General features: G+C 64.8%; 20 protein-coding genes. 8 read left to right on the top strand and 12 right to left on the bottom strand.

Going from position 1 to position 21,314, the window contains the following annotated elements; all coding sequences use genetic code 11:
- Positions 1 to 3: 3 nt before the first annotated feature.
- On the bottom strand, positions 4 to 654 hold the full coding sequence (locus ACQR03_RS05315; protein ID WP_315712139.1) for an FMN-binding negative transcriptional regulator: 651 nt from the start codon (positions 652 to 654) through the stop codon (positions 4 to 6).
- 245 nt (positions 655 to 899) lie between these two features.
- Positions 900 to 1,430: a DedA family protein gene (locus ACQR03_RS05310; RefSeq protein ID WP_315712141.1), complete on the bottom strand. Its 531-nt coding sequence runs from the start codon at positions 1,428 to 1,430 to the stop codon at positions 900 to 902.
- A 271-nt stretch (positions 1,431 to 1,701) separates the two neighbouring features.
- Between ACQR03_RS05310 and parE the strand changes: the two genes are divergently transcribed.
- The 4 genes from parE (at position 1,702) to ACQR03_RS05290 (ending at position 5,965) form a co-directional block, all read left to right on the top strand.
- Positions 1,702 to 3,765 (top strand): DNA topoisomerase IV subunit B, encoded by a 2,064-nt coding sequence (gene parE / locus ACQR03_RS05305; RefSeq protein WP_315712143.1) that lies wholly within the window; start codon positions 1,702 to 1,704, stop codon positions 3,763 to 3,765.
- A 238-nt stretch (positions 3,766 to 4,003) separates the two neighbouring features.
- On the top strand, positions 4,004 to 4,780 hold the full coding sequence (locus ACQR03_RS05300; RefSeq protein ID WP_315751666.1) for an outer membrane protein: 777 nt from the start codon (positions 4,004 to 4,006) through the stop codon (positions 4,778 to 4,780).
- A 201-nt stretch (positions 4,781 to 4,981) separates the two neighbouring features.
- On the top strand, positions 4,982 to 5,167 hold the full coding sequence (locus ACQR03_RS05295) for a hypothetical protein (protein ID WP_315712631.1): 186 nt from the start codon (positions 4,982 to 4,984) through the stop codon (positions 5,165 to 5,167).
- 30 nt (positions 5,168 to 5,197) lie between these two features.
- Entirely contained in the window at positions 5,198 to 5,965 is a 768-nt protein-coding gene (locus tag ACQR03_RS05290) for an SDR family NAD(P)-dependent oxidoreductase (protein ID WP_315712145.1), read from the top strand.
- A gap of 8 nt (positions 5,966 to 5,973) precedes the next feature.
- On the opposite strand, the gene ACQR03_RS05285 is transcribed toward ACQR03_RS05290, so the two are convergent.
- A complete protein-coding gene (locus ACQR03_RS05285; RefSeq protein ID WP_434841019.1) occupies positions 5,974 to 7,473 on the bottom strand; it encodes a caspase family protein in 1,500 nt (499 codons plus the stop codon).
- A gap of 479 nt (positions 7,474 to 7,952) precedes the next feature.
- Between ACQR03_RS05285 and ACQR03_RS05280 the strand changes: the two genes are divergently transcribed.
- Complete coding sequence (locus ACQR03_RS05280) at positions 7,953 to 9,410, top strand: DEAD/DEAH box helicase (RefSeq protein ID WP_315712146.1); 1,458 nt, start codon at positions 7,953 to 7,955, stop codon at positions 9,408 to 9,410.
- Between the two features lie 331 nt (positions 9,411 to 9,741).
- Positions 9,742 to 10,809 carry a GGDEF domain-containing protein gene (locus ACQR03_RS05275; protein ID WP_315751668.1) on the top strand — a complete coding sequence of 356 codons (1,068 nt, stop codon included), beginning with the start codon at positions 9,742 to 9,744 and terminating at the stop codon, positions 10,807 to 10,809.
- 31 nt (positions 10,810 to 10,840) lie between these two features.
- Here ACQR03_RS05275 and ACQR03_RS05270 read toward each other — a convergent pair whose 3' ends face one another.
- The 8 genes from ACQR03_RS05270 to ACQR03_RS05235 form a co-directional block, all read right to left on the bottom strand.
- The gene (locus ACQR03_RS05270; RefSeq protein WP_316202041.1) at positions 10,841 to 11,398 is read right to left on the bottom strand and encodes a TfoX/Sxy family protein; all 558 of its coding nucleotides are present in this window, start codon (positions 11,396 to 11,398) and stop codon (positions 10,841 to 10,843) included.
- Positions 11,399 to 11,515: 117 nt separating this feature from the next.
- Entirely contained in the window at positions 11,516 to 11,917 is a 402-nt protein-coding gene (locus ACQR03_RS05265; protein WP_315712149.1) for a HesB/IscA family protein, read from the bottom strand.
- A gap of 61 nt (positions 11,918 to 11,978) precedes the next feature.
- Positions 11,979 to 12,350: an SUF system Fe-S cluster assembly protein gene (locus ACQR03_RS05260; protein ID WP_315712150.1), complete on the bottom strand. Its 372-nt coding sequence runs from the start codon at positions 12,348 to 12,350 to the stop codon at positions 11,979 to 11,981.
- Positions 12,347 to 13,594 carry a cysteine desulfurase gene (locus ACQR03_RS05255; RefSeq protein ID WP_315712152.1) on the bottom strand — a complete coding sequence of 416 codons (1,248 nt, stop codon included), beginning with the start codon at positions 13,592 to 13,594 and terminating at the stop codon, positions 12,347 to 12,349. The genes ACQR03_RS05260 and ACQR03_RS05255 overlap by 4 nt, the downstream gene beginning before the upstream one ends.
- On the bottom strand, positions 13,591 to 14,904 hold the full coding sequence (gene sufD / locus ACQR03_RS05250) for a Fe-S cluster assembly protein SufD (protein ID WP_434841018.1): 1,314 nt from the start codon (positions 14,902 to 14,904) through the stop codon (positions 13,591 to 13,593). Before sufD ends, ACQR03_RS05255 begins: the two co-directional genes overlap by 4 nt.
- Positions 14,905 to 14,926: 22 nt before the next feature.
- Positions 14,927 to 15,679 (bottom strand): Fe-S cluster assembly ATPase SufC, encoded by a 753-nt coding sequence (gene sufC, locus ACQR03_RS05245; RefSeq protein ID WP_315712154.1) that lies wholly within the window; start codon positions 15,677 to 15,679, stop codon positions 14,927 to 14,929.
- A 114-nt stretch (positions 15,680 to 15,793) separates the two neighbouring features.
- Positions 15,794 to 17,290 (bottom strand): Fe-S cluster assembly protein SufB, encoded by a 1,497-nt coding sequence (gene sufB, locus ACQR03_RS05240; RefSeq protein WP_316225444.1) that lies wholly within the window; start codon positions 17,288 to 17,290, stop codon positions 15,794 to 15,796.
- Positions 17,291 to 17,374: 84 nt separating this feature from the next.
- A complete protein-coding gene (locus ACQR03_RS05235) occupies positions 17,375 to 18,538 on the bottom strand; it encodes a cysteine desulfurase family protein (protein WP_434841017.1) in 1,164 nt (387 codons plus the stop codon).
- A gap of 115 nt (positions 18,539 to 18,653) precedes the next feature.
- Here ACQR03_RS05235 and ACQR03_RS05230 point away from each other — a divergent pair, with 115 nt between their 5' ends.
- On the top strand, positions 18,654 to 19,502 hold the full coding sequence (locus tag ACQR03_RS05230) for a LytTR family DNA-binding domain-containing protein (RefSeq protein ID WP_315751673.1): 849 nt from the start codon (positions 18,654 to 18,656) through the stop codon (positions 19,500 to 19,502).
- 318 nt (positions 19,503 to 19,820) lie between these two features.
- Positions 19,821 to 20,468, top strand: coding sequence for an alpha/beta hydrolase (locus ACQR03_RS05225; RefSeq protein ID WP_008971476.1), 648 nt, complete (start codon positions 19,821 to 19,823; stop codon positions 20,466 to 20,468).
- Between the two features lie 150 nt (positions 20,469 to 20,618).
- Here the strand turns inward: ACQR03_RS05225 and ACQR03_RS05220 are convergent, their stop codons facing one another.
- Complete coding sequence (locus ACQR03_RS05220) at positions 20,619 to 21,296, bottom strand: glutathione S-transferase family protein (RefSeq protein ID WP_434841016.1); 678 nt, start codon at positions 21,294 to 21,296, stop codon at positions 20,619 to 20,621.
- Positions 21,297 to 21,314 lie beyond the last annotated feature (18 nt).

Here is a 21,314-nt window from a genome sequence, read left to right as displayed (position 1 = left end):
TCCTTAGGTCTGGGTTTCGCCGGCAAAGGCCTGGGGCCGCGCCTGCCGCATGAGAGAGGAAATCTGTTGCGAGCCAATGTCGGGCTGCTCGCCGAGCCTCGTCGCGATCGTCGCGTAGTCGGCCTCGGACTTGTGCTGGTTGAGCTTGAAACTGCCTTCGACCTGATCGATCGTCATGACGATGCCCACAATCGCCTTGCGCATCGCCTCGAGGCGTCCCGCCGTCATCTTGTCCGAGGTCCAGGGCTTCTTCGGCAGCAGCCGCTGCTCGAACTTCGCACTGACCTCATCCGTCTGCCGCGCGAGCTCGGCCTCCGACAAGATCCGCGCCGTACCGGTCAGATGCACGGCCTGATAGAGCCAGGTCGGCACCTGGTCGGGCGACACATACCAATCGGCGGAGACGTAAGCATCGGCGCCGCTGACGGCCAACAGCCAGGGCGTCGTACCGTCGGCGATCCTTGCCAGCGGATTGCCGCGCGCGACATGGAAGAACGCCTGCGGCGTACCATCGTTCAAGGCGCCCAGGTGAAACGGCACCGGTGACGCGATCGGCTTTGTGCCGTCCCACGCGCAGACCATGCCGAAGCCGCGCGCGTCAGCGAAGCCGAGGCTCGCGGCGCGATCGGGCTTGAAGGGCGGTGGCGTGTACATCGGAAACTCCTGCTGGACGAAGGAGCCGCCTGATCAATCGCGCTGCAAGGAGAAAGTCTGCCGCGGGATCGGATCCGGCGGCAGGGGCTGTGATCTAGACGCAGATCATCGCCCGTACCGCGGAGGTACGACGGCGCATTTGGGCGATCATGTGGGTCGCTGCGTTGATCATGGGGGCAGGCCTATAAGGCTGCCGGGTTCCTGCGTCAAGCTCGCAAGTCGGCCCGGCGCGTTCAGGGCTGGCGTCAGACCGCATGCCACAGCCATTCCATGATGCGCCCGATGATGTCGCCGAACAGCAGCAGCACCGCCGACCACACCAGCGCCGACACGAAGTTGGCGATCTGGAACACCATGTAGGGCATCTCGAAAATGCCCGCCGCCAGCGGCACCGATGCGCGCAACGGGCCAAAGAACCGGCCGATGAAGATGCTCGGCACGCCCCAATCGCGCACGAAGGCCTCGCCGCGCGGCAGCAGCTCCGGGTAGCGCGACAGCGGCCACATCTGGGCGACGCGGTCCTTGTAGCGGTAGCCGAACCAGTAGGAGACCCAGTCGCCGAGCGCGGCGCCGATGCCCCCGGCCAGCCATATCGGCCAGAAGCTGATCCCGGTGGCGCCGATCAGGGCGCCGATCGCGACCAGGGCGCCCCAGGCGGGAATCAGGAGCGAGACGAAGGCCAGGGACTCGCCAAAGGCAAGCAGCAGGACGATCGGAGCAGCCCAGGCCTGATGGTCGCGCACGAAGTCGGCAACCGCGCGGCCAAAATCTTCCATCTGCTCGACGCCTTTCTGCTCCGCGGCGCTTAAGTGCTTGAAGGCCTTCGCGGTTCCATGGCGCAGACTGGTACGCCACCGAACCCGCCCACTTCAAGTCACAACAACCGGCTGAACCGCGTGAACAGCGGCGATCCGGCGTTCGGAACCGGCCAAGACGTGGCGGGCCGGTTAACGTCGTTGTTTCCCGGGGTCATTGTTTTATGCCGGTCCATGGCATAGTCAGGCCCAACGATTCGTTCCATCTTGCGCACACGCAACATCAGATTCCATGGGTAAGCCGTTGAAATCAGCTGCAAAAGCCAAGGCCAAGGGCGTCACGGACCCGTTGGCGGCGTTCGCCGCCAAGGGCAAGGCTCCGGCCAAGCCAGCCGCCCGCTCGGCGAGTGCCGAGGGCGATTATACTGCCCGTGACATCGAGGTCCTCGAGGGCCTGGAGCCGGTGCGGCGCCGCCCCGGCATGTATATCGGCGGCACCGACGAAAAGGCGCTGCACCACCTGTTTGCCGAGGTCATCGACAACTCGATGGACGAGGCGCTGGCCGGCCACGCCACCTTCATCGAGGTCGAGCTCGACGCCGAAGGCTTCCTCACCGTGACCGACAACGGCCGCGGCATTCCTATCGATCCCCATCCCAAGTTTCCGAAGAAGTCGGCGCTCGAAATCATCATGTGCACGCTGCACGCGGGCGGCAAGTTCGACTCCAAGGTCTACGAGACCTCGGGCGGCCTGCACGGCGTCGGCATCTCCGTGGTGAACGCGCTGTCGACCCGGCTCGAGGTCGAGGTCGCTCGCAACCAGAAGCTCTACCGCATGGTGTTCGAACGCGGACATCCCAAGGGCAAGCTCGAGGAGGTCGGCAAGGTCGCCAACCGGCGAGGCACACGGGTGCGTTTCCAACCCGACCCGACCATCTTCGGCGCCAAGGCGACGTTCAAGCCGCAGCGCCTGTTCAAGATGGCGCGCTCGAAAGCCTATCTGTTCGGCGGCGTCGAGATCCGCTGGAAGTGCGATCCGTCGCTGCTGAAGGGCATCGAGGACGTCCAGGCCGAGGCGACGTTCCATTTCCCCGGCGGTCTGAAGGACTACCTGGCCGCAGCGATCCATGCCGACACGCTGGTCCATCCGGATATCTTCGCCGGCAAGTCGGGCCGCACCGGTGGCCATGGCGGCTGCGAATGGGCGGTCGCCTGGACCGCCGATGCCGACGGCTTCCTGTCCTCCTACTGCAACACGATTCCGACGCCGGACGGCGGCACGCACGAATCCGGCATCCGCAGCGCGCTTCTGCGCGGCCTGAAGGACCACGCCGAGCGCGTCGGCCAGGGCAAGCGATCGGCCAACATCACCTCCGAGGACATCATGGCGGGCGCCGCCATCATGCTCTCGGTGTTCGTGCGCGAGCCGGAATTCCAGGGCCAGACCAAGGACCGCCTCGCCACGGCAGAGGCCCAGCGCATCGTCGAGCAGGCCGTCAAGGACCCGTTCGACCACTGGCTGTCCGGCAATCCGGTGCAGGCCAACCGGCTGCTCGATTTCGTCATCGAGCGCGCCGAGGAACGCATCCGCCGCCGGCAGGAGAAGGAGACGGCGCGCAAGACCGCGACCAAGAAGCTGCGTCTGCCGGGCAAGCTCGCCGACTGCACCGACGCCGGCACCGAAGGCTCCGAGCTGTTCATCGTCGAGGGCGATTCGGCCGGCGGCAGCGCCAAGCAGGCACGCGACCGCAAGAAGCAGGCGGTGCTGCCGCTGCGCGGCAAGATCCTCAACGTCGCCTCCGCCGGCAAGGACAAGCTGACCGCCAACGCCCAGCTCGCCGATCTCGTGATGGCGATCGGCGCCGGCACCGGCACGTCGTATCGCGAGGAGGATCTGCGCTACCAGCGCATCATCATCATGACCGATGCCGACGTCGACGGCGCCCACATCGCCTCGCTGCTGATCACCTTCTTCTACCGGCAGATGCGGCCGCTGATCGACGAGGGGCATCTCTACCTCGCCGTGCCGCCGCTCTACCGGCTCACCCATGGCAGCAAGACGTTCTACGCGCGCGACGATGCCCATCGGGACGAGCTCCTGAAGCGCGAGTTCAATGCCAACGCCAAGGTCGAGATCGGCCGCTTCAAAGGTCTCGGCGAGATGATGCCGGCCCAGCTCAAGGAAACCACCATGGATCCGGCCAAGCGCACCCTGCTGCGCGTGGTTCTGCTGGCCGAGGATCGCGACGGCACCGCCGACTCGGTCGAGCGGCTGATGGGGACCAAGGCAGAGGCCCGCTTCGCCTTCATTTCGGAAAAGGCCGAATTCGCCAGCGACGAGCTGCTCGACGTCTAGCTTTTGACCCGATTTCACGCCTCGATTGCAGGTTCCATTCGCTCGCGCGAGCCTGCAATCGACCTTTCCAATCAGATGGTTACGAGAATCCCGAGCATCCCGCAGCGCACTTTCCCCTCCGGTGTGCTCAACCTGCAACAGCTTTTGGGCACCAATCGGCTATAGTTCGGGCACATCTGGCGAGGGAATCGCCGCCGCAAGCCGGCACCTGCGACATGACGATCTTGGGGAATTGAATATGAAAAAGCTTTTGCTTGCTGCCACTGCGCTGGTTGCGATCACGGGTGCCGCTTCGGCTGCTGATCTGGCAGCTCGCCCCTACGTCAAGGCTCCGATGATGCCGGTGGCGCCGAGCTGGACCGGCTTCTACATCTTCGGTGGTGCCGGCGGCGGCATCTGGGATGCCGACTCGCACACCAACTTCAACGGCGTGCCGGTGACGATCGATCAGCGCGTCGGTGGCGACGGCTGGTTCGGCACCGTCGGCGCCGGCTACGACTGGCAGTTCAATCCGTCCTGGGTCTTCGGCGTGTTCGCTGATGGTCAGTTCGGCAGCATGCGCGGCACCGTGCAGGATCAGATTGCGCCGGCCCTCACTGGCCGTATCAAGATGCAGGATGCCTGGGCCGCGGGCGCTCGCATTGGCTATTTGGTTGCTCCGAATGTCCTGTCGTACGTCAATGCCGGTTACTCCGGATCGCACTGGTCGGGCACTGGTCTGACCACCCTCACCGGTGCTGCCTCGGGCTTGCATACCGATTCGTTCAACCGGAACGGCTGGTTCGTCGGCGGCGGCGTCGAGAACAACCTGAACATCTTCGGCATCTCGGCGCCGGGCTGGTTCATGAAGACCGAATATCGCGCGGCCTATTACGACCGCAAGGACATTGCCGTCCGCTTCGATGGCACCAATGCTCTGAGCACGGACTCCGTCAGCTTCAAGCCGTGGGTGCAGACCATCAGCACCTCGCTGGTCTACCGCTTCAACTGGACCGGCCCGGTCGTCAAGTACTGAGCCGAACGCACTCGGTCTTTCAATAGTTCTGCGAAAGCCCCGGTTGATCCGGGGCTTTTTGTTTTTGGCTCGGATATTGGCGGCTGGAGCCGCTGGTCATCTGCCGCGCCGGCCGCTAGCCTCCTCGTCACAAAACTTCACAAAAAAGACGGCAGCAGCGTTTCCGATGCTGTGACGCGGTCGACGAGGGAGGAAGTGGCCATGCGGAAATTCCTGATGATCGGCGGCCTGCTTCTGCTCGCCATCGGCCTGCTCTGGGTCGGTCAGGGCACCGGGGTGGTGGCATGGCCGCGGACGAGCTTCATGATCAACCAGCTGCAGTGGGCAGGTTACGGCGTCGGCATGGGTGCGCTCGGCCTGGTGATGATCTGGCAGGGCACCTGCTGACGTCTGACAACAACGACATGGAGACACGACATGGCGGGCCGTTTCGACCTGAGTGGCAAGGTTGCGATCGTGACGGGAGGCAACGGCGGAATCGGCTTGGGGATGGCGCGCGGGCTTGCCGATGCCGGCGCCGACATTGCCGTGGTCGGCCGCAACGAAACCAAGTCACGGGCGGCGGTGGCTGATCTCGCCGGTCGCGGCGGCCGTGCCATCACCGTCACAGCCGACGTCAGCGACAAGGACGACGTCGCCGCCATGGTCGCGCGCGTGACCAGCGAGCTCGGTCGCATCGACATCCTCATCAACAATGCCGGCATGAGCATCCGCAAGCCGCCGCACGTGCTCGAGCTGGAGGAGTGGCAGCAGGTGATCGACACCAATCTCACCAGCGCGTTCCTGTGCTCGAAGGCCGCCTACCCGGCCCTCAAGGCGAACGGCGGCGGCAAGATCATCAACATCGGCTCGATGCTGTCGATCTTCGGCGCCAGCTTCGCGCCGGCCTATGCGGCCAGCAAGGGCGGCATCGTGCAGTACACGCGCGCCTGTGCCTGCGCCTGGGCGCCCGACAACATCCAGGTCAACGCGATCTTGCCGGGCTGGATCGACACCGACCTGACGCGCGCGGCGCGCAGCCAGATCGACGGCCTGCACGACCGCGTGCTGGCGCGCACGCCCGCGGCACGGTGGGGCGACATCGACGACTTCGCCGGCATCGCGACGTTCCTGAGCTCGCCGGCCTCGGACTTCGTCACCGGCACAGCCATTCCCGTCGATGGTGGCTATTCGATCATGGCCTAGCCGAGGCCTCAGCGTCGAAAGCTCTTGATCTCGGAGACGCTGCCGTCGCGATAGGTCAACTCCACCGAGACGAACTTCGTCGCTGGCGGCAGCTTCAAATAGGGCGTGGCGTTGGAGGGAATCGCAATGGGATCGCGCATGTCGCAGCCGGGCATGTTGAGGACCTTGTCCGGCACCGCCGTGTCGATGCCGACGCGGACCTCGCGGATGGCGCAGCGATACGACATCAGGTGCGTGTAGTAGACCAGGAGACCGTTGAACTCGCGGAACGACAGCCAGCTCGTCGCGGTCATGTCGAGGATCTTGCGCTGGTCATGCACCAGCGCGGCCTCCGGCTCGAAGCGGATCGGGAACGGTCCCTGCATCTCGCCGGATGCATCGACATAGCGGACCTGGATTGTGCCCGCGGGCGCATCCGCCGGCAGCTGGATCGAGGGATTGGGCATGCGCTTGCGCGTGCGCGGATCGAGCACGTCCATGAAGCCGGTCTCGCGAAACTCTCCTGCCTCACCCATGCGCCAGGAAATGCCGAGCGTCGGATCGGCGATCGAGAACGTGACGGTCCAGCCGCCATTGTGGCGCGAGAACATCGCAATCGGTGCGTTCAGGCTCTCGTTCGCCGGCGGAATGCGCGGCGCCGAGACGGGAGGCAGCGCCGCCAGCTTCTGCTGCGGCTCGGCCGGCTTGTCGGCTGCAGCCGGCCCCTTCGCCATGCCGTTGAGAAAGACATCGTCGACCATCTGGTCGAAATAGACCGGAATCTGCTTGTGCCGCACGGTCTCGGCGAGCTCGCTGACCAGCCGGCGGGTGCGTTGCGCCACCTGCACCAGATTGACGCCGGGCTGCGTCAGCTCCTTGGCGAAGGTGCGCGTGAACACCGAGTTTGGATTGACGTCATCGTTGGAGAGCCGGTCGAGCGCGGTCTGGCGCGGACCGGCCGAGAACACTGAGAATACGCCTTCCGGCAACTGCGTCATCGGCGCTAGGCCCCCCCCGCCCGCCACCGCGCGCGTGCCCGAGCGCTCGAACGGATTGTTGCGGCAGGCGTCGAACACCAGGATCGAGGTGCGCGCCTTCTTGTTCTGCAGCCGCTCGATGACGCGGTCCGCGAGGATCGAGGCGTCGCGTACCAGCTCTTCCTGGCCTTCGGTTGCCGCGGGCACGTCGGTCGGCAACAGGAAGTTCTGACCGGCGATTTCGAAGCCGTGACCGGCATAGAAGAAGAACGCAGTGTCGCCCGGCTCGACGGCGTTGTCGAACGCCAGCAGTGTCTGGCTGAACTGCTGGCGATTGAGATTCTCCGCGACCATGACATTGAAGCCGAGTTGCTTCAGCGTGTCGCCCATCGTCCGCGCGTCGTTGACGGCCTTCTGCAGCTTCGGCACGAAGCGGTAGTCGTTGTTGCCGATCACGAGCGCAACGCGCTTCTCGGCACGCGCGGCGGCCGGCGCCAGAACCACTGCCAGCATCGCCAGCCCGCACGCCAGCCACGTCCGCATCGATCTCATCGTTCGTCCCTGCCCTCATCGCGTGGGCTGCCGCCTTCGGATAGTCGACGGCACCGCGCCACCGGTTCATGCCCGGGGCACACGCGGCTGCTCCCTTGCCGAACACACGCCGCAATTCCGTCGACAATTCGACCAGAGCGCTTTACGCGACCGGCCGTAGGAAGCTTCGGAGCACCCGAATACGACAGCTCGACGACAGGTTGCCTGCAAATAATGCAAAAACATTAAGCTTTTTCGGTACTTCGCTCCCCTCTTCCATTGACTTTGCAGAATTCGCCCCTATCTTCCGCAGCAGCGCGGCCGGATCGCATCCGATTCCTGAGAGATTGACCGCGGGTCGGCGTTAGTCAGAAAACCCCCAGCTTCGTTAGAGCATGCCGTTTCGGGGTTGAGCGCGACCACAGCCTTTTACCCTCGATTCCTAACGGCGGCGTCGAATAGAGGCCCCGTCGCCTATCGGCGCGTGACATAGAGGCTCGATGTCTTTTTCCAATCTCGGCTTGTCCGACAAGGTGTTGGCTGCAGTTGCGGCCACTGGTTACACCACCCCGACCCCCATTCAGGAACAGGCGATTCCTCATGTGCTGGCGCGCCGCGACGTGCTCGGCATCGCCCAGACCGGCACCGGCAAGACCGCCGCTTTCGTCCTGCCGATGCTCACGATCCTCGAGAAGGGCCGCGCCCGCGCCCGAATGCCGCGCACCCTGATCCTGGAGCCGACCCGTGAGCTGGCCGCCCAGGTCAAAGAGAACTTCGATCGCTACGGCGCCGGACAGAAGCTCAACGTCGCTCTGTTGATCGGCGGCGTCTCCTTCGGCGACCAGGACGCCAAGCTGACCCGCGGGGTCGACGTGCTGATCGCCACGCCAGGCCGACTGCTCGATCATACGGAACGCGGCGGATTGCTGCTCACGGGCGTGGAGCTCCTGGTCATCGACGAAGCCGACCGCATGCTCGACATGGGTTTCATCCCCGACATCGAGCGCATCTGCAAGCTCGTCCCCTTCACCCGCCAGACCCTGTTCTTCACCGCGACCATGCCGCCGGAAATCCGGCGCATCACCGAAACCTTCCTGCACAACCCGCAGAAGGTCGAGGTCTCCAAGCCGGCCACGACCGCCGTCACCGTGACCCAGTTGCAGGTCCCATCCGGACGCGAGGCGCATCAGAAGCGCGAGGTGCTGCGCAGGCTGTTGCGGAACGCCAAGGATCTCAACAACGCGATCATCTTCTGCAACCGCAAGCGCGACGTCGCCATCGTTCACAAGTCGCTGCAGAAGCACGGCTTCAGTGTTGGCGCCCTGCACGGCGACATGGACCAGTCGGCCCGCACCGCGGCGCTCGATCAATTCCGCAAGGGCGAACTGCCCTTGCTCGTCGCCTCCGACGTCGCCGCACGCGGCCTCGACATTCCCGAAGTCAGCCACGTCTTCAATTTCGACGTGCCGCATCATTCCGACGACTACGTTCACCGCATTGGCCGTACCGGCCGCGCCGGACGGACCGGCACGGCAATCTCGATCGTGGCCCCGGCCGACCAGAAGTCGATGGTCGCCATCGAGAAGCTGATCGGACAGGGCATTCCGACGATCGAGGGTGACTACGAAGTGCAGGAGTCCTCGGGCGACGAGGATACGCGTGAGCGACGTCCGCGTGACGCCGCGCGACGCGGCAGCCGCGGCAAGGCGCGGGAGCGCGATGCGGCCCCGCGCGAGCGTGATCCAGCCCCGCGGGAGCGCGAGCCGCGCGCGGCAGCTCCGCGCGCCGCACAGGCAAATTCTCCTCGGCCTGCGCCGAGCGCTCGCAAGGAACAGCCTCGCAACGAACAACCTCGCAATGAAGCGCGGCGGCCGCGGCGCGACCACGACAACGAGCCCGCCGATCACTCGCATCTGCCCGCCTTCCTGCTTCGCCCGGTGCGGGCACCGCTTCCCTGAGCGCGGGCCCAAGATTCCGGGCTGCTCCCCCATGCGGTCGCCCGGAACATCAGCCGCTGCATTCGTAGACCTGACTTAAGTCGACAGCGCTGAGCTCTCGGCGAGGCGTGCGTCGACCGAACAATCCCAGCCCGCGTCAGCAAGTTCCCGGCAGCATCCTATGTAGCTCATTGAACATATGAGCTGCCGTTCCCGTACCCACGGCGCGGCGCATCCGGGACTCTACGGCCGTATTTACCCCTGGTTCACAAACGTCCTTTAGCTTGGCCGGCATTGTTTATTTCATTGCTGTGACGACGACGGCGACGCGGGCGATTGGGGGGAACCTGTGGTGGTCAATGCGCTTGACGAACACGAACGCACGATAGGCTTCGCCGAAGTCGCGCTCAGCCAGATCAGAACGCTCCGCCATTCGGCCAATCCGCGCAATTACGAGGTCTGGTACGTCTACGCGACGGGCTACAACGCACCGCTGAACGAGATCATCAACGAGACGCTTTCGCGCAACGGCAAGCTGTCGCAGTCCGATCTCGATCAGCTCTACGACTCCTACCTCGCGCAGCTCAAGACGTCGGATCGCATCGACAAGGTCGGCGCGCGCGTCGTCGGCGAGATCGACGACCTGGTGAACATGCTCACCGATGCTCTCGGCAGGACGGCGAGCTACGATGCGAGCCTCGCGGGCGCCGATCAACGACTCGCATCGGCCACCAGCCGCGAGCAACTGGTCGACATCATCGAGGCGCTGGCCCATTCGACCAAGCAGATGCGCGAAACCAACCGGATCCTCGAAGAGCGGCTGACGCTGTCCAAGGACGAGATCAGCGGGCTGCAGCACAGCCTGGAGGTGATTCGGGCCGAGAGCCTGACCGATCCCCTCACCGGCCTCGGCAATCGCAAATATTTCGACCGGATGATCGAGACGACGGTGCAGTCGGGGCTCGCGACCGAGCAGCCGCTGTCGCTGTTGATGTTCGACATCGACCACTTCAAGTCCTTCAACGATTCCTACGGACATCTCACCGGAGACCAGGTACTGCGCCTGGTCGGGATGACCCTGAAGCACGCCATCAAGGGCCAGGATATCGCAGCGCGCTACGGCGGCGAGGAGTTCGCCGTCGTGCTGCCCAACACCTCGCTACAGCACGCGCTGACGGTGGCCGATCACATCCGCCGCGCCGTCACGGCAAAGGAGCTCAAGAAGAAATCAACGGGAGAGATTCTCGGACGTGTGACCATCTCGGTCGGCGTATCCGTGCTGCGGGCCGGCGATGACACCGACGCCCTGATCGAGCGCGCGGACGCCTGCCTCTATGCCGCCAAGCGCAACGGCCGCAACAAGGTGGTATGCGAGAACGATCCCGAATACGCGACGACGACGCGAGGTCAGGTCGCCTGACGGCAAGGTCGCCAGCGACGCATATGGAGCATCAGCGTGTTCGCGATGATGCTGCGCGCGACGTCTGCCGGCCCCGCGCCACTGTCGCGCTGCGTGTTTTGCGACCGGCGGGACGCTTGTCTGCGCTCTTGTCAACGCTCTTGGCCACCTTTCCCGTCTTGGCCGGCTTGGTCTTTTTCACTGCCGGCCTGGTTGGTCCAGGCTTCGCCCCACCCCGGGTCGGGACCAGTCCGTTGCCCCGCGCCGCCCGCTTCTTGCTGGTCCGCTTGCTCAAGGCCGCCCTCTGGGCCGCTGCGAATGCATCTCTCGCCCAGACCGCGAACTCGTCGGTGTCATCGAACAGATGTGCCGGCACCTGCCAATACGACCGCACCGTCATGGTCCGCGCGCGGGTCTCGTAGGAAAACGGCTTGGATCCGGCCTCCTCGAATCTGGCAAAGCTGGTTTCGTCAGCACGGAGATAAAGGCCGCTGCGCAGCGCAAGCGCGAAGTTGATGCCGTCGGCGGAGATGCCGAAGCCGGAGAACATCCGCCGGATCGTGACCGGACCGAAGCCGGCGAACAGATCGATCAGGAATTCGCGGTCCATCGCTCCAGCTCCCGCCAACACCCCACGTGCTCGCCTGGAGTTTTCGGTCGGGAAGGTGGCGCGTGTCAATGTCCGGAACGCGACAGCTCCGGAGCCGCACTGGCTGGAAGCGGACGATCAGACCTCGGCCGGCTTGAGCTGCACCGACTCGCCGCAGCCGCAGGCGCTGATCTGGTTCGGATTGTTGAAGACGAACTGGGCCTGCATCTTGTCAGCCTGATAGTCCATCTCGGTGCCGAGCAGAAACAGCACGGCCTTGGGATCGACCAGGATCTTGACGCCCTTGTCCTCGACGACCTCGTCGGTCGGCCGGATATCATGGGCATACTCGACCGTGTAGGACTGACCGGCGCAGCCGCCATTCTTGACGCCGACACGCAATCCGATGATCTCGGACTCGGCGCGATCGGTGAGCTCACGGATGCGCTTGGCCGCCGCATCGGTGAGCCGCATCACCTGCGGGCGGGGCCGCGGCTTGGGCTTGGCAACAGGCGCTGTCGAATTCGTCGTGCTGGTCATGGCGTCATCCCGGCGGGGTATGTGATCCGCCCTTACTATTCAAACTTCGTGCCCGCTCGTCTCACCACATGTTCAGGACGAGCCGGGCCTCGTCGCTCATCCGGTCCGGCGTCCATTGCGGCTCCCAGACGATGCTGACGTTGACGACGCCGACACCCGGGACGCTCGCGATCGCGTTCTCCACCATGGTCGGCAGCTCGCCCGCCGCCGGACAGTTCGGCGTCGTCAGCGTCATCATCACGTCGACGCTGCGGTCGTCCTTGATGTCGACCTTGTAGATCAGGCCGAGCTCGTAGATGTCGGCCGGGATCTCCGGATCGAACACCGTCTTCAGCGCCGCGATGATCTCGCTGGAGAGCCGCTCGGTCTCCTCCGGCGGCAGCGCCGAATGCGTTTCGACGGACTGAGTTTTGACGTCGGCCGTGTCGGTCATGCAAACAATTCCCGCGCCTTGATCAATGCCTGTGCAAGCTGATCGACCTCTTCCCTCGTATTGTACATGCCAAACGAGGCCCTGCAGGTCGCCGTGACGTTGAATCTCTCCAAAAGCGGCATCACGCAGTGCGTGCCCGCACGCACCGCGACGCCCTGCCGATCGATCACGGTCGCGATGTCATGGGCATGCGCCCCCTTCATCTCGAACGAGATCACAGGGCCCTTGCCCTTGGCGGTGCCGATCAGCCGCAGCGAGTTGATCTCACGCAGCCGATCCTGGGCATAGGTGAGCAGGTCGTGCTCATGCGCGGCGATGCGCTCCTTGCCGACCGAGTTGACGTAATCGATCGCGGCGCCGAGCCCGACCGCCTCGACGATCATCGGGGTGCCAGCCTCGAACTTGTGCGGCGGATCGCCATAAGTGACCCAGTCGCGCGCAACCTCGCGGATCATCTCGCCGCCGCCATTGTAGGGGCGCATGGCAACGAGGTGGTCGTACTTGGCGTAGAGCACGCCGATGCCGGTCGGCCCGTACAGCTTGTGGCCGGTGAAGACGTAGAAGTCGCAGTCGATGTCCTGGACGTCGATGGCGAGATGCACGGCGGCCTGGCTGCCATCGACCAGCACCGGAATGCCGCGCGCATGCGCAATGCGCACGACCTCCTTCACCGGGACCAGCGTGCCGAGCATGTTCGACATCTGGGTGATAGCGACCAGCTTGGTTTTCGGCGTGAGCAGCTTCTCGAACTCGTCGATCAGGAAATTGCCGTCGTCGTCGACCGGAGCCCACTTGATCACCGCGCCCTGGCGCTCGCGCAAGAAGTGCCAGGGCACGATGTTGGAATGGTGCTCCATGATCGAGAGCACGATCTCGTCGCCCTCGCCGATGTTCGGTCCGCCCCACGACGACGCCACGAGATTGATCGCCTCGGTCGCGTTGCGGGTGAAGATGATCTCCTCGCTGCGCCGTGCATTGAGAAAGCGCGTGACCCGCTCGCGGCCGCCCTCATAGGCCTCGGTCGCGGCGTTGGCGAGATAGTGCAGGCCACGATGCACGTTGGCGTATTCGCTGGTGTAGGCCTGCGTCATGCGATCGAGCACCGCGCGCGGCTTCTGCGCCGACGCCGCGTTGTCGAGGTAGACGAGCTTCTTGCCGTAGACCTGCAGCGCCAGCGCAGGAAAATCCTCGCGGATGCGGGCGACGTCGTAGGAGCCGTTGGAGACGGCGGGATGCGTACTCATGCGCGCGCCTCCATCCAGTCCTGGGCGGCTGCAATGACGCGCTCGCGCAGAGCATCGTCCTCTATCGCTTCGATCGCCTCGCCGACGAAGGCCTGGATCAGCAGCGCCTGGGCCTGCTTCTCCGGCAGGCCGCGGGCCTGCAAATAGAACAACAGGCTGTCGTCGAGCGCGCCAGCGGTGGCGCCGTGGCCGCAGGAGACGTCGTCGGCGAAGATCTCGAGTTCCGGTTTCGAGTCGGCCTCGGCCTCGTCGGACAGCAGCAGCGCACGGGTCATCATCTTGCCGTCGGTCTTCTGCGCGTGGGGGCGGACGATGATGCGGCCCTGGAACACGGAATGAGCGCGATCGTCGAGCACCGCGCGGAAGTTTTCGCGGCTGGTGCAGCCCGGCACCGCATGGTCGACGACGAGCGTCAGGTCGCCATGCTGCTTGTCACGCAGCAGGTTGACGCCGTTGACGATCAGCTCGCTGCCTTCGCCCTTGAGAGTAATGAAGCCCTGCAGACGACTGACGGCGCCGCCTGTCGTCATGTTGAAGAGATTGAGTTTCGACCGCGCACCGACCTCGTACCTGGCTGAGGTGATGTTCACAGCATCGCTGGCATCGCGCATCAGGCGAATGGTGGACAGCGCAGCGTCATCACCGAGGGAGACGACCACGGCGTCATTGGCCTGATAGCCTGAGGCATCATCGGCGGCGATCGCGCTTTCGATCAAGGTGGCCTGCGCGCCGTTCCCCACCGAAAGATGTGAGCGACTGGCCCGCGATGCTTGCGATGCTGTCGCGATGTGAATGATCTGCAGCGGATGCGAGAGCTTTGCACCGTCCGCCACGGAGATCAGGACTCCGTCGGTCGCAAGCGCCCCGTTCAACAGGACCATCGCATCGTTGACAGTCGTCTCCAGCAGCCGCTCGCTGCCGACGCTCTGCAGCGCCTCGCGAAGCGTGTGAACCTTGACATCATCCTCGGAGGCCGAAATATCCGAGAGCTCCGCCACGAACACGCCGTCGACCAGCACCAGCTTCCGAGCACCGTCGACGGCAACAGAAGCCAGCACGGCCTTAGCCCGCGCCAGCGCCGCCGCGTCCGGCGCGCCTGCCAGCGGCAGCACCTCGCGCATCAGCGCACGCAGATCGGTGTACTTCCATTCCTCGATACGACGGTGCGGCAGGCCGGTGCGCTCGAAAGCCGAGAAGGCTTCGCGCCGGATATCGGCCACCTTGCCGGCGCCGGGCAGACGGCCCCAAGCGGCAGAGAGCAGGCTGCTCGCCGCCGGACCGCTGTCGTTCTTGACCAAAGCTACGTTCATCACAGATCCATTCACGCGAGGCTCAGGCCGCGTCTTCGAACTGGGCGTAACCGGACGCCTCCAGCTCGAGCGCGAGCTCCTTGCCGCCGCTCTTCACGACGCGGCCCTTCGACATCACATGAACGACGTCGGGGACGATGTAGTTCAGCAGCCGCTGATAGTGGGTGATCACGATCATCGAGCGCTCCGGCGAGCGCAGCGCGTTGACGCCGTCGGCCGCGATGCGCAGCGCGTCGATGTCGAGGCCGGAATCCATCTCGTCGAGGATGCAGAGCGACGGCTGAAACAGGGCCATCTGCAGCACCTCGTTGCGCTTCTTCTCGCCGCCGGAAAAGCCGACATTGACGCCGCGCTTGAGCATGTCCTGCGGAATGCTGAGCGATTTCGAGATCTCGCGCACCTTCCTGAGGAAGTCCGGCGTCGAATACTCCTCCTCGCCGCGCGCCTTTCGCTGCGCATTCAGCGCGGTGCGCAGGAAGGTCATGGTGGCGACGCCGGGGATCTCGACCGGATACTGGAACGCCAGGAACACGCCCTTGGCGGCACGCTCGTCCGGTGCCATGGCGAGCAGATCCTCGCCCTTGAACAGGATCTCGCCGCCGGTCACCTCATACCCCGGCTTGCCGGCGATGACGTGGGACAGCGTCGACTTGCCGGAGCCGTTCGGCCCCATGATCGCGTGCACCTTGCCGGCGTCGATCGACAGCGTCAGGCCGTGGAGAATCTCGCGCTCCTCGACGCGCACTTGCAGATTGTTGATTTCGAGTAGTGCCATGATCTGTTTCCGCTCAACGCTTGCCCTGGCGCCACCGATTCCATCGGGTCCGAGGGCGAATGATATCGATGTCAGCACGAGCGGGCCGCGCCGCGGCCCCGCTGCAATGTGGCCTCAGCCGACCGAACCTTCGAGGCTGATCGAGATCAGCTTCTGCGCCTCGACCGCGAACTCCATCGGGAGCTGCTGCAGCACGTCCTTGACGAAGCCGTTGACGACGAGCCCGACCGCCTCCTCCTGCGAAAGACCGCGCTGGATGCAGTAGAACAGCACGTCCTCGGAGATCTTGGACGTGGTCGCCTCGTGCTCGAAGGTGGCCGAGGAATTCTTGGCCTCGATATACGGCACGGTATGCGCGCCGCATTTGTCGCCGATCAGCAGCGAATCGCAGGCGGTGAAGTTGCGCGCGCCGGTGGCTTTGCGATGCGCCGTGACGAGACCGCGATAGGTGTTCTGCGAGCGGCCTGCCGCGATGCCCTTGGAGATGATCCGGCTGGTCGTGTTCTTGCCGAGATGGATCATCTTGGTGCCGCTATCGACCTGCTGATAGCCGTTCGAGATCGCGATCGAATAGAACTCACCGCGCGAATTGTCGCCGCGCAGGATGCAGCTCGGATACTTCCAGGTGATCGCCGATCCCGTCTCGACCTGGGTCCAGGAGATCTTGGAATTGTTTCCACGGCAGTCGCCACGCTTGGTGACGAAATTATAGATGCCGCCCTTGCCTTCCGAATTGCCCGGATACCAGTTCTGTACCGTCGAGTACTTGATCTCGGCGTCGTCATGCGCGATCAGCTCGACCACGGCGGCATGCAGCTGGTTCTCGTCACGCTGCGGCGCCGTGCAGCCCTCGAGATAGGAAACGTAGGCGCCCTTGTCGGCGATGATCAGCGTGCGCTCGAACTGGCCGGTGTTGCGCTCGTTGATGCGGAAGTAGGTCGACAGCTCCATCGGGCAGCGCACGCCCGGCGGCACGTAGACGAACGAGCCGTCGGAGAACACCGCCGAATTCAGCGTCGCATAGAAATTGTCCGAGGTCGGCACCACGCTGCCGAGATATTTCTGTACGAGCTCGGGATGCTCGCGGATCGCCTCCGAGATCGGCATGAAGATCACGCCGGCCTTCCTCAGCTCCTCCTTGAACGTGGTCGCCACCGACACCGAATCGAACACGGCGTCGACCGCGATCTTGCGCGTCTCGGGGCTGCCGGCGCCGGGCACGGGCTCGACGCCTTCGAGGATCGCAACCTCGCGCAAGGGAATGCCGAGCTTCTCATAGGTCTTCAGGATCTCCGGATCGATCTCGTCGATCGAGGAGAGCTGCTTCTTCGGCTTCGGCGCCGAGTAGTAGTAGAGATCCTGGAAATCGATCTTCGGATAGTCGACGCGCGCCCAGGTCGGCTCGGTCATGGTCAGCCACCGGCGATAGGCCTCAAGGCGCCATTCGAGCATCCAGGCGGGCTCGTTCTTCTTGCCCGAGATGAAGCGGACGGTGTCTTCGGAAAGCCCCTTCGGAGCCTTCTCGGATTCGATGACGGTCTCGAACCCATAGCGATATTGGTCGACGTCGATCCGCCTGACGCGGTCGACCGTCTCTTGTACGGCTGGCATTCAATCCTCCGCTCGCGGTTTCAAGGACCGCGGTGGACACGTTCTGGAACCGTCTTACGACGTTTCCTCGACGAAATCACGCCCTTAGAATCGCTCAAGCACGGTTTCGTCGCCACCTTTAAGTAGGGTCAATGACAGCTTTCGCCAAGCCTGCAGGCCGCGATCGACGTCCGCCTCCGTCGTGGACCAGCCCAGACTGAGGCGCACCGCTCCCTGGGCCGCTGCGGAACTGGCGCCCATCGCTTCCAGGACATGGGAGGGCTGGACCTTGCCGGACGAGCAGGCCGAGCCGGAAGACACCGCGATTCCTTCGAGATCGAACCCGATCACGGCCGTCTCGGCCTTCAGCCCCGGCGCCGTGAACAGCGTCGTGTTCGGAAGCCGCGCCGCTTCGGAGGAAAATACCGTCACGCCAGCGGTCTGACGAAGGCCCGTTTCCAGCCGGTCGCGCAGCGCCGTGATCCGAGGCAGGTCGACCTCGAGCCCAGCCAGGGCAGCACCGGCCGCGGCGCCAAATCCGGCAATTCCTGCCACGTTTTCGGTTCCGGCCCGGCGACCGCGCTCCTGGCCGCCACCGCGGAGAACCGGAATCGGCTCCTCCACACCAGCGCCCAGAACCAGCGCGCCGACGCCCTTGGGTCCGCCGATCTTATGCGCAGAGATGGTTACAAGGTCTGCGCCCATCTCTTTGATATCGAGGGGTATTTTCCCAAATGCCTGGACCGCGTCGACCTGCAGCAGGCCGCCCGCCTGGTGCACGATCTCAGCAACTTTCGAAGCCGGTTGAAGCGCCCCGGTCTCGTTGTTGGCGGCCATGACGGATACCAGCGCCGGCGGCCCTCCGGCCAGCAGGGCTTCCAGGCGGCCGAGATCGACCACGCCGGAGGCGTCGACCGGGATCGTCTGCACCGCTGATGGCGCGAACCGGCCGCCGGCCAGCACCGAGGCATGCTCGACCGCCGACACCAGCAGCCGCTCGACCGGGCCGGCCGGCGCGCGCAGGCCTGGGCTCAGGGCGAGCACATTGGCCTCGGTTCCGCCGGAGGTGAACACCACGCGGCGCGCGACGGTACCGAGCCCCCGGGCGATCACCTCGCGGGCCTCCTCGGTCAGCCGCCGCGCCTTGCGGCCTTCGGCGTGAACCGACGAGGGATTGCCGACCAGATCCATGGCGGCGAGAATCGCCGCGCGCGCTTGCGGTCGCAGCGGGGTCGTCGCATTCCAGTCGAGATAGATCCTGTCGGCCATGGCTCGTTCTTATCAACTCGGGCCACGAACGACCATCGCTCGCCCGCGCCATGATGATGCGCGACGGCCAGCGTGATATCGTCGGGCGCAAGATTGAGATAGCGGGTCCCGTGCCATGAACAAGCTTGTCGGCTCGATGCTGCGTCCGAATGATCGGACCTTCTACGCGATCATGGCCGGGCTCTCGCTCGGCATCGGCGTCGTCAACGCCCTTTCCGCCGCCCACGATGCCGTCAGGCGGGGCGCGGCCTATGATCTGGAAAAGCAGTTGCTGTGGGAGATGACGAGCATTGTCGTCCTCATCCTGCTGGCGCCGCTGCTGGTCGCTACGGTTCGTTCCATCCGGCTGGGCCCGGCTGCCATGGCACGTCACATCGCGCTCGCAATTGCCGCCGTGGTCGCCTTCTCTGCGCTTCACATGATTGGCATGGTGACGCTCCGCAAGCTGCTGATGTGGACCGCGGGCGGCGCCTACGACTTCCAGCTCTCGCTGGCCACCATCGTGTACGAGTTCCGCAAGGACGTCATGACGGCGCTCCTCATCGGTGCCACGCTCTGGCTGTACGACGGCTATCGCGCGAGCGCTGTCCGAGAGCCGACACGGCGATCCGAGCCGCCTGCCCCTGCCACGCTCTGGCTGCGCGACGGCGCGAGCCGCATCCGCATCTCGCCGGCCGACATCCTGTGGGTCGCCGCGGCCGGCAACTACGTCGAATATGCCATGGCCGACGGCAGGCGACATCTGATCCGCGGCACCTTGTCGGCCGCCGAGGTCGAGCTCGCTCGCTTCGCGCTCGTCCGCATCCACCGCGGCCGGCTGGTCAACATGGCCCGGGTCGCCGCGCTTTCGGTCCTGCCAACGGGCGATTTCGGCCTGACCTTCGACAACGGACAATCCGCGCAGGGCAGCCGCCGCTATCGCAGCGCCGTTGCGCAACTGGAGCACACGGCGTCGCTGCGCTGAACGGCCGGGCCGCAGACGAAAACGCCAGTATTTTCATCGAATTGCAGGCGCATTCGGATCACGTTCCGCGACCGCTTCGCCCCGCCACTGTATCGGCGGCCCGGTCTGCATCCCTGCCGCAGCCGCCTTGCCGGGCGTTGAAAATCCTTGCTTTTTGCCCCGCGCTCCATGCTAGAAGGCCAACTTCCAGTCACGCCAGCGCTGCTCCGTCCAAGCGAACGGATGGCGCTCGATCACCACTTTTCCTGCTGAACTCGTCGGCGAGGCGCCAGATGAAGCATGGACGAAGTCGGTCGACGCTCTGCCAAGGATTCTCTGATGCCTGAAGTCATCTTCAACGGTCCGGCCGGCCGCCTCGAAGGCCGTTACCATCCGGCGAAGCAGAAGAACGCGCCGATCGCGATGATCCTGCATCCGCATCCGCAGTTCCACGGCACGATGAACCATCAGATCGTGTACCAGTGCTACTATGCCTTCGCGCATCGCGGCTTCTCGGTGCTGCGCTTCAATTTCCGCGGCGTCGGCCGCAGCCAGGGTTCGTTCGATCACGGCACCGGCGAGCTGTCCGATGCGGCCTCCGCGCTCGATTGGGCGCAGACCATCAACCCCGAAGCTCGCGCCTGCTGGGTCGCCGGCTTCTCGTTCGGCGCCTGGATCGGCATGCAGCTCCTGATGCGCCGCCCGGAGGTCGAGGGCTTCATCTCGATCGCGCCGCCCGCCAACCTCTACGACTTCTCGTTCCTGGCGCCCTGCCCGTCCTCGGGCCTGATCGTGCACGGCGAGCGCGATGCGGTGGTACCGCCCAAGGACGTCAACACGCTGGTCGAGAAGCTGAAGACGCAGAAGGGCATCGTGATCGACCAGCAGGTCATCCCCGGCGCCAACCACTTCTTCGACGGCAAGCTCGAGCCGCTGATGGAAACCATCACCGCCTATCTCGACATGCGCCTCGCCAATGTGAGGTGAGGTTGCGTCATCACCCGCGAAAGAGAGCGGGTGATCCAGTACGCCGCGGCTTCTCGGCTGATCATCAGCGTCTCGGAATACTGGATCGCCCGGTCAAGCCGGGCGATGGCACTGTGAGCGGCGTGAACGCTCGGTACGACAACAACGTTCCTACGCCGCCTGCTTCAACAAATACGCATCGTGCCGCGCGAGGAACGCGCGCAGCAGCTGCGGATAGTCGGCGCTGACCGCCGTCCTCACGCTCGGCCGTTGTGCGAGCCGATCGCGCCACGCCCGAACCTTCGGCGTGGACGCAAAGATGCCGAGATCACCGTAGCCATCGAACACATCGAAGTAGCGGAAGATCGGCGCGAACACGGCGTCGACCAGGCTGAAGCGGACGCCATCGAAATACGGCCCCTCGCCCAGCGCGGCCTCGACGCGGACGAACTTCGCCGTCAGCGCCTCGCGCTTGGCCGCGAACACCGCGGCATCCTGCGTCGTCTCCAGGCCCCAGAGATCGCCGAGGATCGCTGAACCGAACTCCATCCAGGTGCGATGCTGCGCACGCGCGAGCGCGTCCTCGGGATGCAGCCTCGCGCCGGCTTGCGTGTCCTCGATGTACTCGCAGATCACGTTGCTCTCGAACAGCGCCACCTCGCCTTGCGCCGTCGGCACGACCAGCACCGGCACCTTGCCGAGCGGCGAGATCTTCAGGAACCAGTCGGGCTTGTTGGCGAGATCGATGTCGATCCGCTCGAATGCGACGCCCTTCTCGGTGAGCGCGATGACGGCGCGCTGCACATAGGGGCAGAGCTTGTGGCTGATCAGCTTCAGGGCAGGCGCCATGACATCCTCGGCAGTTTG

Source organism: Bradyrhizobium sp. HKCCYLS3070 (genome assembly GCF_051167575.1).
Lineage (GTDB): Bacteria > Pseudomonadota > Alphaproteobacteria > Rhizobiales > Xanthobacteraceae > Bradyrhizobium.
This window is presented reverse-complemented; position numbering and strand designations above follow the sequence as displayed.

What these genes read in the sequence shown, in the direction of transcription:
- ACQR03_RS05315 (WP_315712139.1), bottom strand. Translation starts at nt 654, where the DNA reads ATGTACACGCCACCGCCCTTCAAGCCCGATCGCGCCGCGAGCCTCGGC.
- ACQR03_RS05310 (WP_315712141.1), bottom strand. Translation starts at nt 1,430, where the DNA reads ATGGAAGATTTTGGCCGCGCGGTTGCCGACTTCGTGCGCGACCATCAG.
- parE (WP_315712143.1), top strand. Translation starts at nt 1,702, where the DNA reads ATGGGTAAGCCGTTGAAATCAGCTGCAAAAGCCAAGGCCAAGGGCGTC.
- ACQR03_RS05300 (WP_315751666.1), top strand. Translation starts at nt 4,004, where the DNA reads ATGAAAAAGCTTTTGCTTGCTGCCACTGCGCTGGTTGCGATCACGGGT.
- ACQR03_RS05295 (WP_315712631.1), top strand. Translation starts at nt 4,982, where the DNA reads ATGCGGAAATTCCTGATGATCGGCGGCCTGCTTCTGCTCGCCATCGGC.
- ACQR03_RS05290 (WP_315712145.1), top strand. Translation starts at nt 5,198, where the DNA reads ATGGCGGGCCGTTTCGACCTGAGTGGCAAGGTTGCGATCGTGACGGGA.
- ACQR03_RS05285 (WP_434841019.1), bottom strand. Translation starts at nt 7,473, where the DNA reads ATGAGATCGATGCGGACGTGGCTGGCGTGCGGGCTGGCGATGCTGGCA.
- ACQR03_RS05280 (WP_315712146.1), top strand. Translation starts at nt 7,953, where the DNA reads ATGTCTTTTTCCAATCTCGGCTTGTCCGACAAGGTGTTGGCTGCAGTT.
- ACQR03_RS05270 (WP_316202041.1), bottom strand. Translation starts at nt 11,398, where the DNA reads ATGGACCGCGAATTCCTGATCGATCTGTTCGCCGGCTTCGGTCCGGTC.
- ACQR03_RS05265 (WP_315712149.1), bottom strand. Translation starts at nt 11,917, where the DNA reads ATGACCAGCACGACGAATTCGACAGCGCCTGTTGCCAAGCCCAAGCCG.
- ACQR03_RS05260 (WP_315712150.1), bottom strand. Translation starts at nt 12,350, where the DNA reads ATGACCGACACGGCCGACGTCAAAACTCAGTCCGTCGAAACGCATTCG.
- ACQR03_RS05255 (WP_315712152.1), bottom strand. Translation starts at nt 13,594, where the DNA reads ATGAGTACGCATCCCGCCGTCTCCAACGGCTCCTACGACGTCGCCCGC.
- sufD (WP_434841018.1), bottom strand. Translation starts at nt 14,904, where the DNA reads ATGAACGTAGCTTTGGTCAAGAACGACAGCGGTCCGGCGGCGAGCAGC.
- sufC (WP_315712154.1), bottom strand. Translation starts at nt 15,679, where the DNA reads ATGGCACTACTCGAAATCAACAATCTGCAAGTGCGCGTCGAGGAGCGC.
- sufB (WP_316225444.1), bottom strand. Translation starts at nt 17,290, where the DNA reads ATGCCAGCCGTACAAGAGACGGTCGACCGCGTCAGGCGGATCGACGTC.
- ACQR03_RS05235 (WP_434841017.1), bottom strand. Translation starts at nt 18,538, where the DNA reads ATGGCCGACAGGATCTATCTCGACTGGAATGCGACGACCCCGCTGCGA.
- ACQR03_RS05230 (WP_315751673.1), top strand. Translation starts at nt 18,654, where the DNA reads ATGAACAAGCTTGTCGGCTCGATGCTGCGTCCGAATGATCGGACCTTC.
- ACQR03_RS05225 (WP_008971476.1), top strand. Translation starts at nt 19,821, where the DNA reads ATGCCTGAAGTCATCTTCAACGGTCCGGCCGGCCGCCTCGAAGGCCGT.
- ACQR03_RS05220 (WP_434841016.1), bottom strand. Translation starts at nt 21,296, where the DNA reads ATGGCGCCTGCCCTGAAGCTGATCAGCCACAAGCTCTGCCCCTATGTG.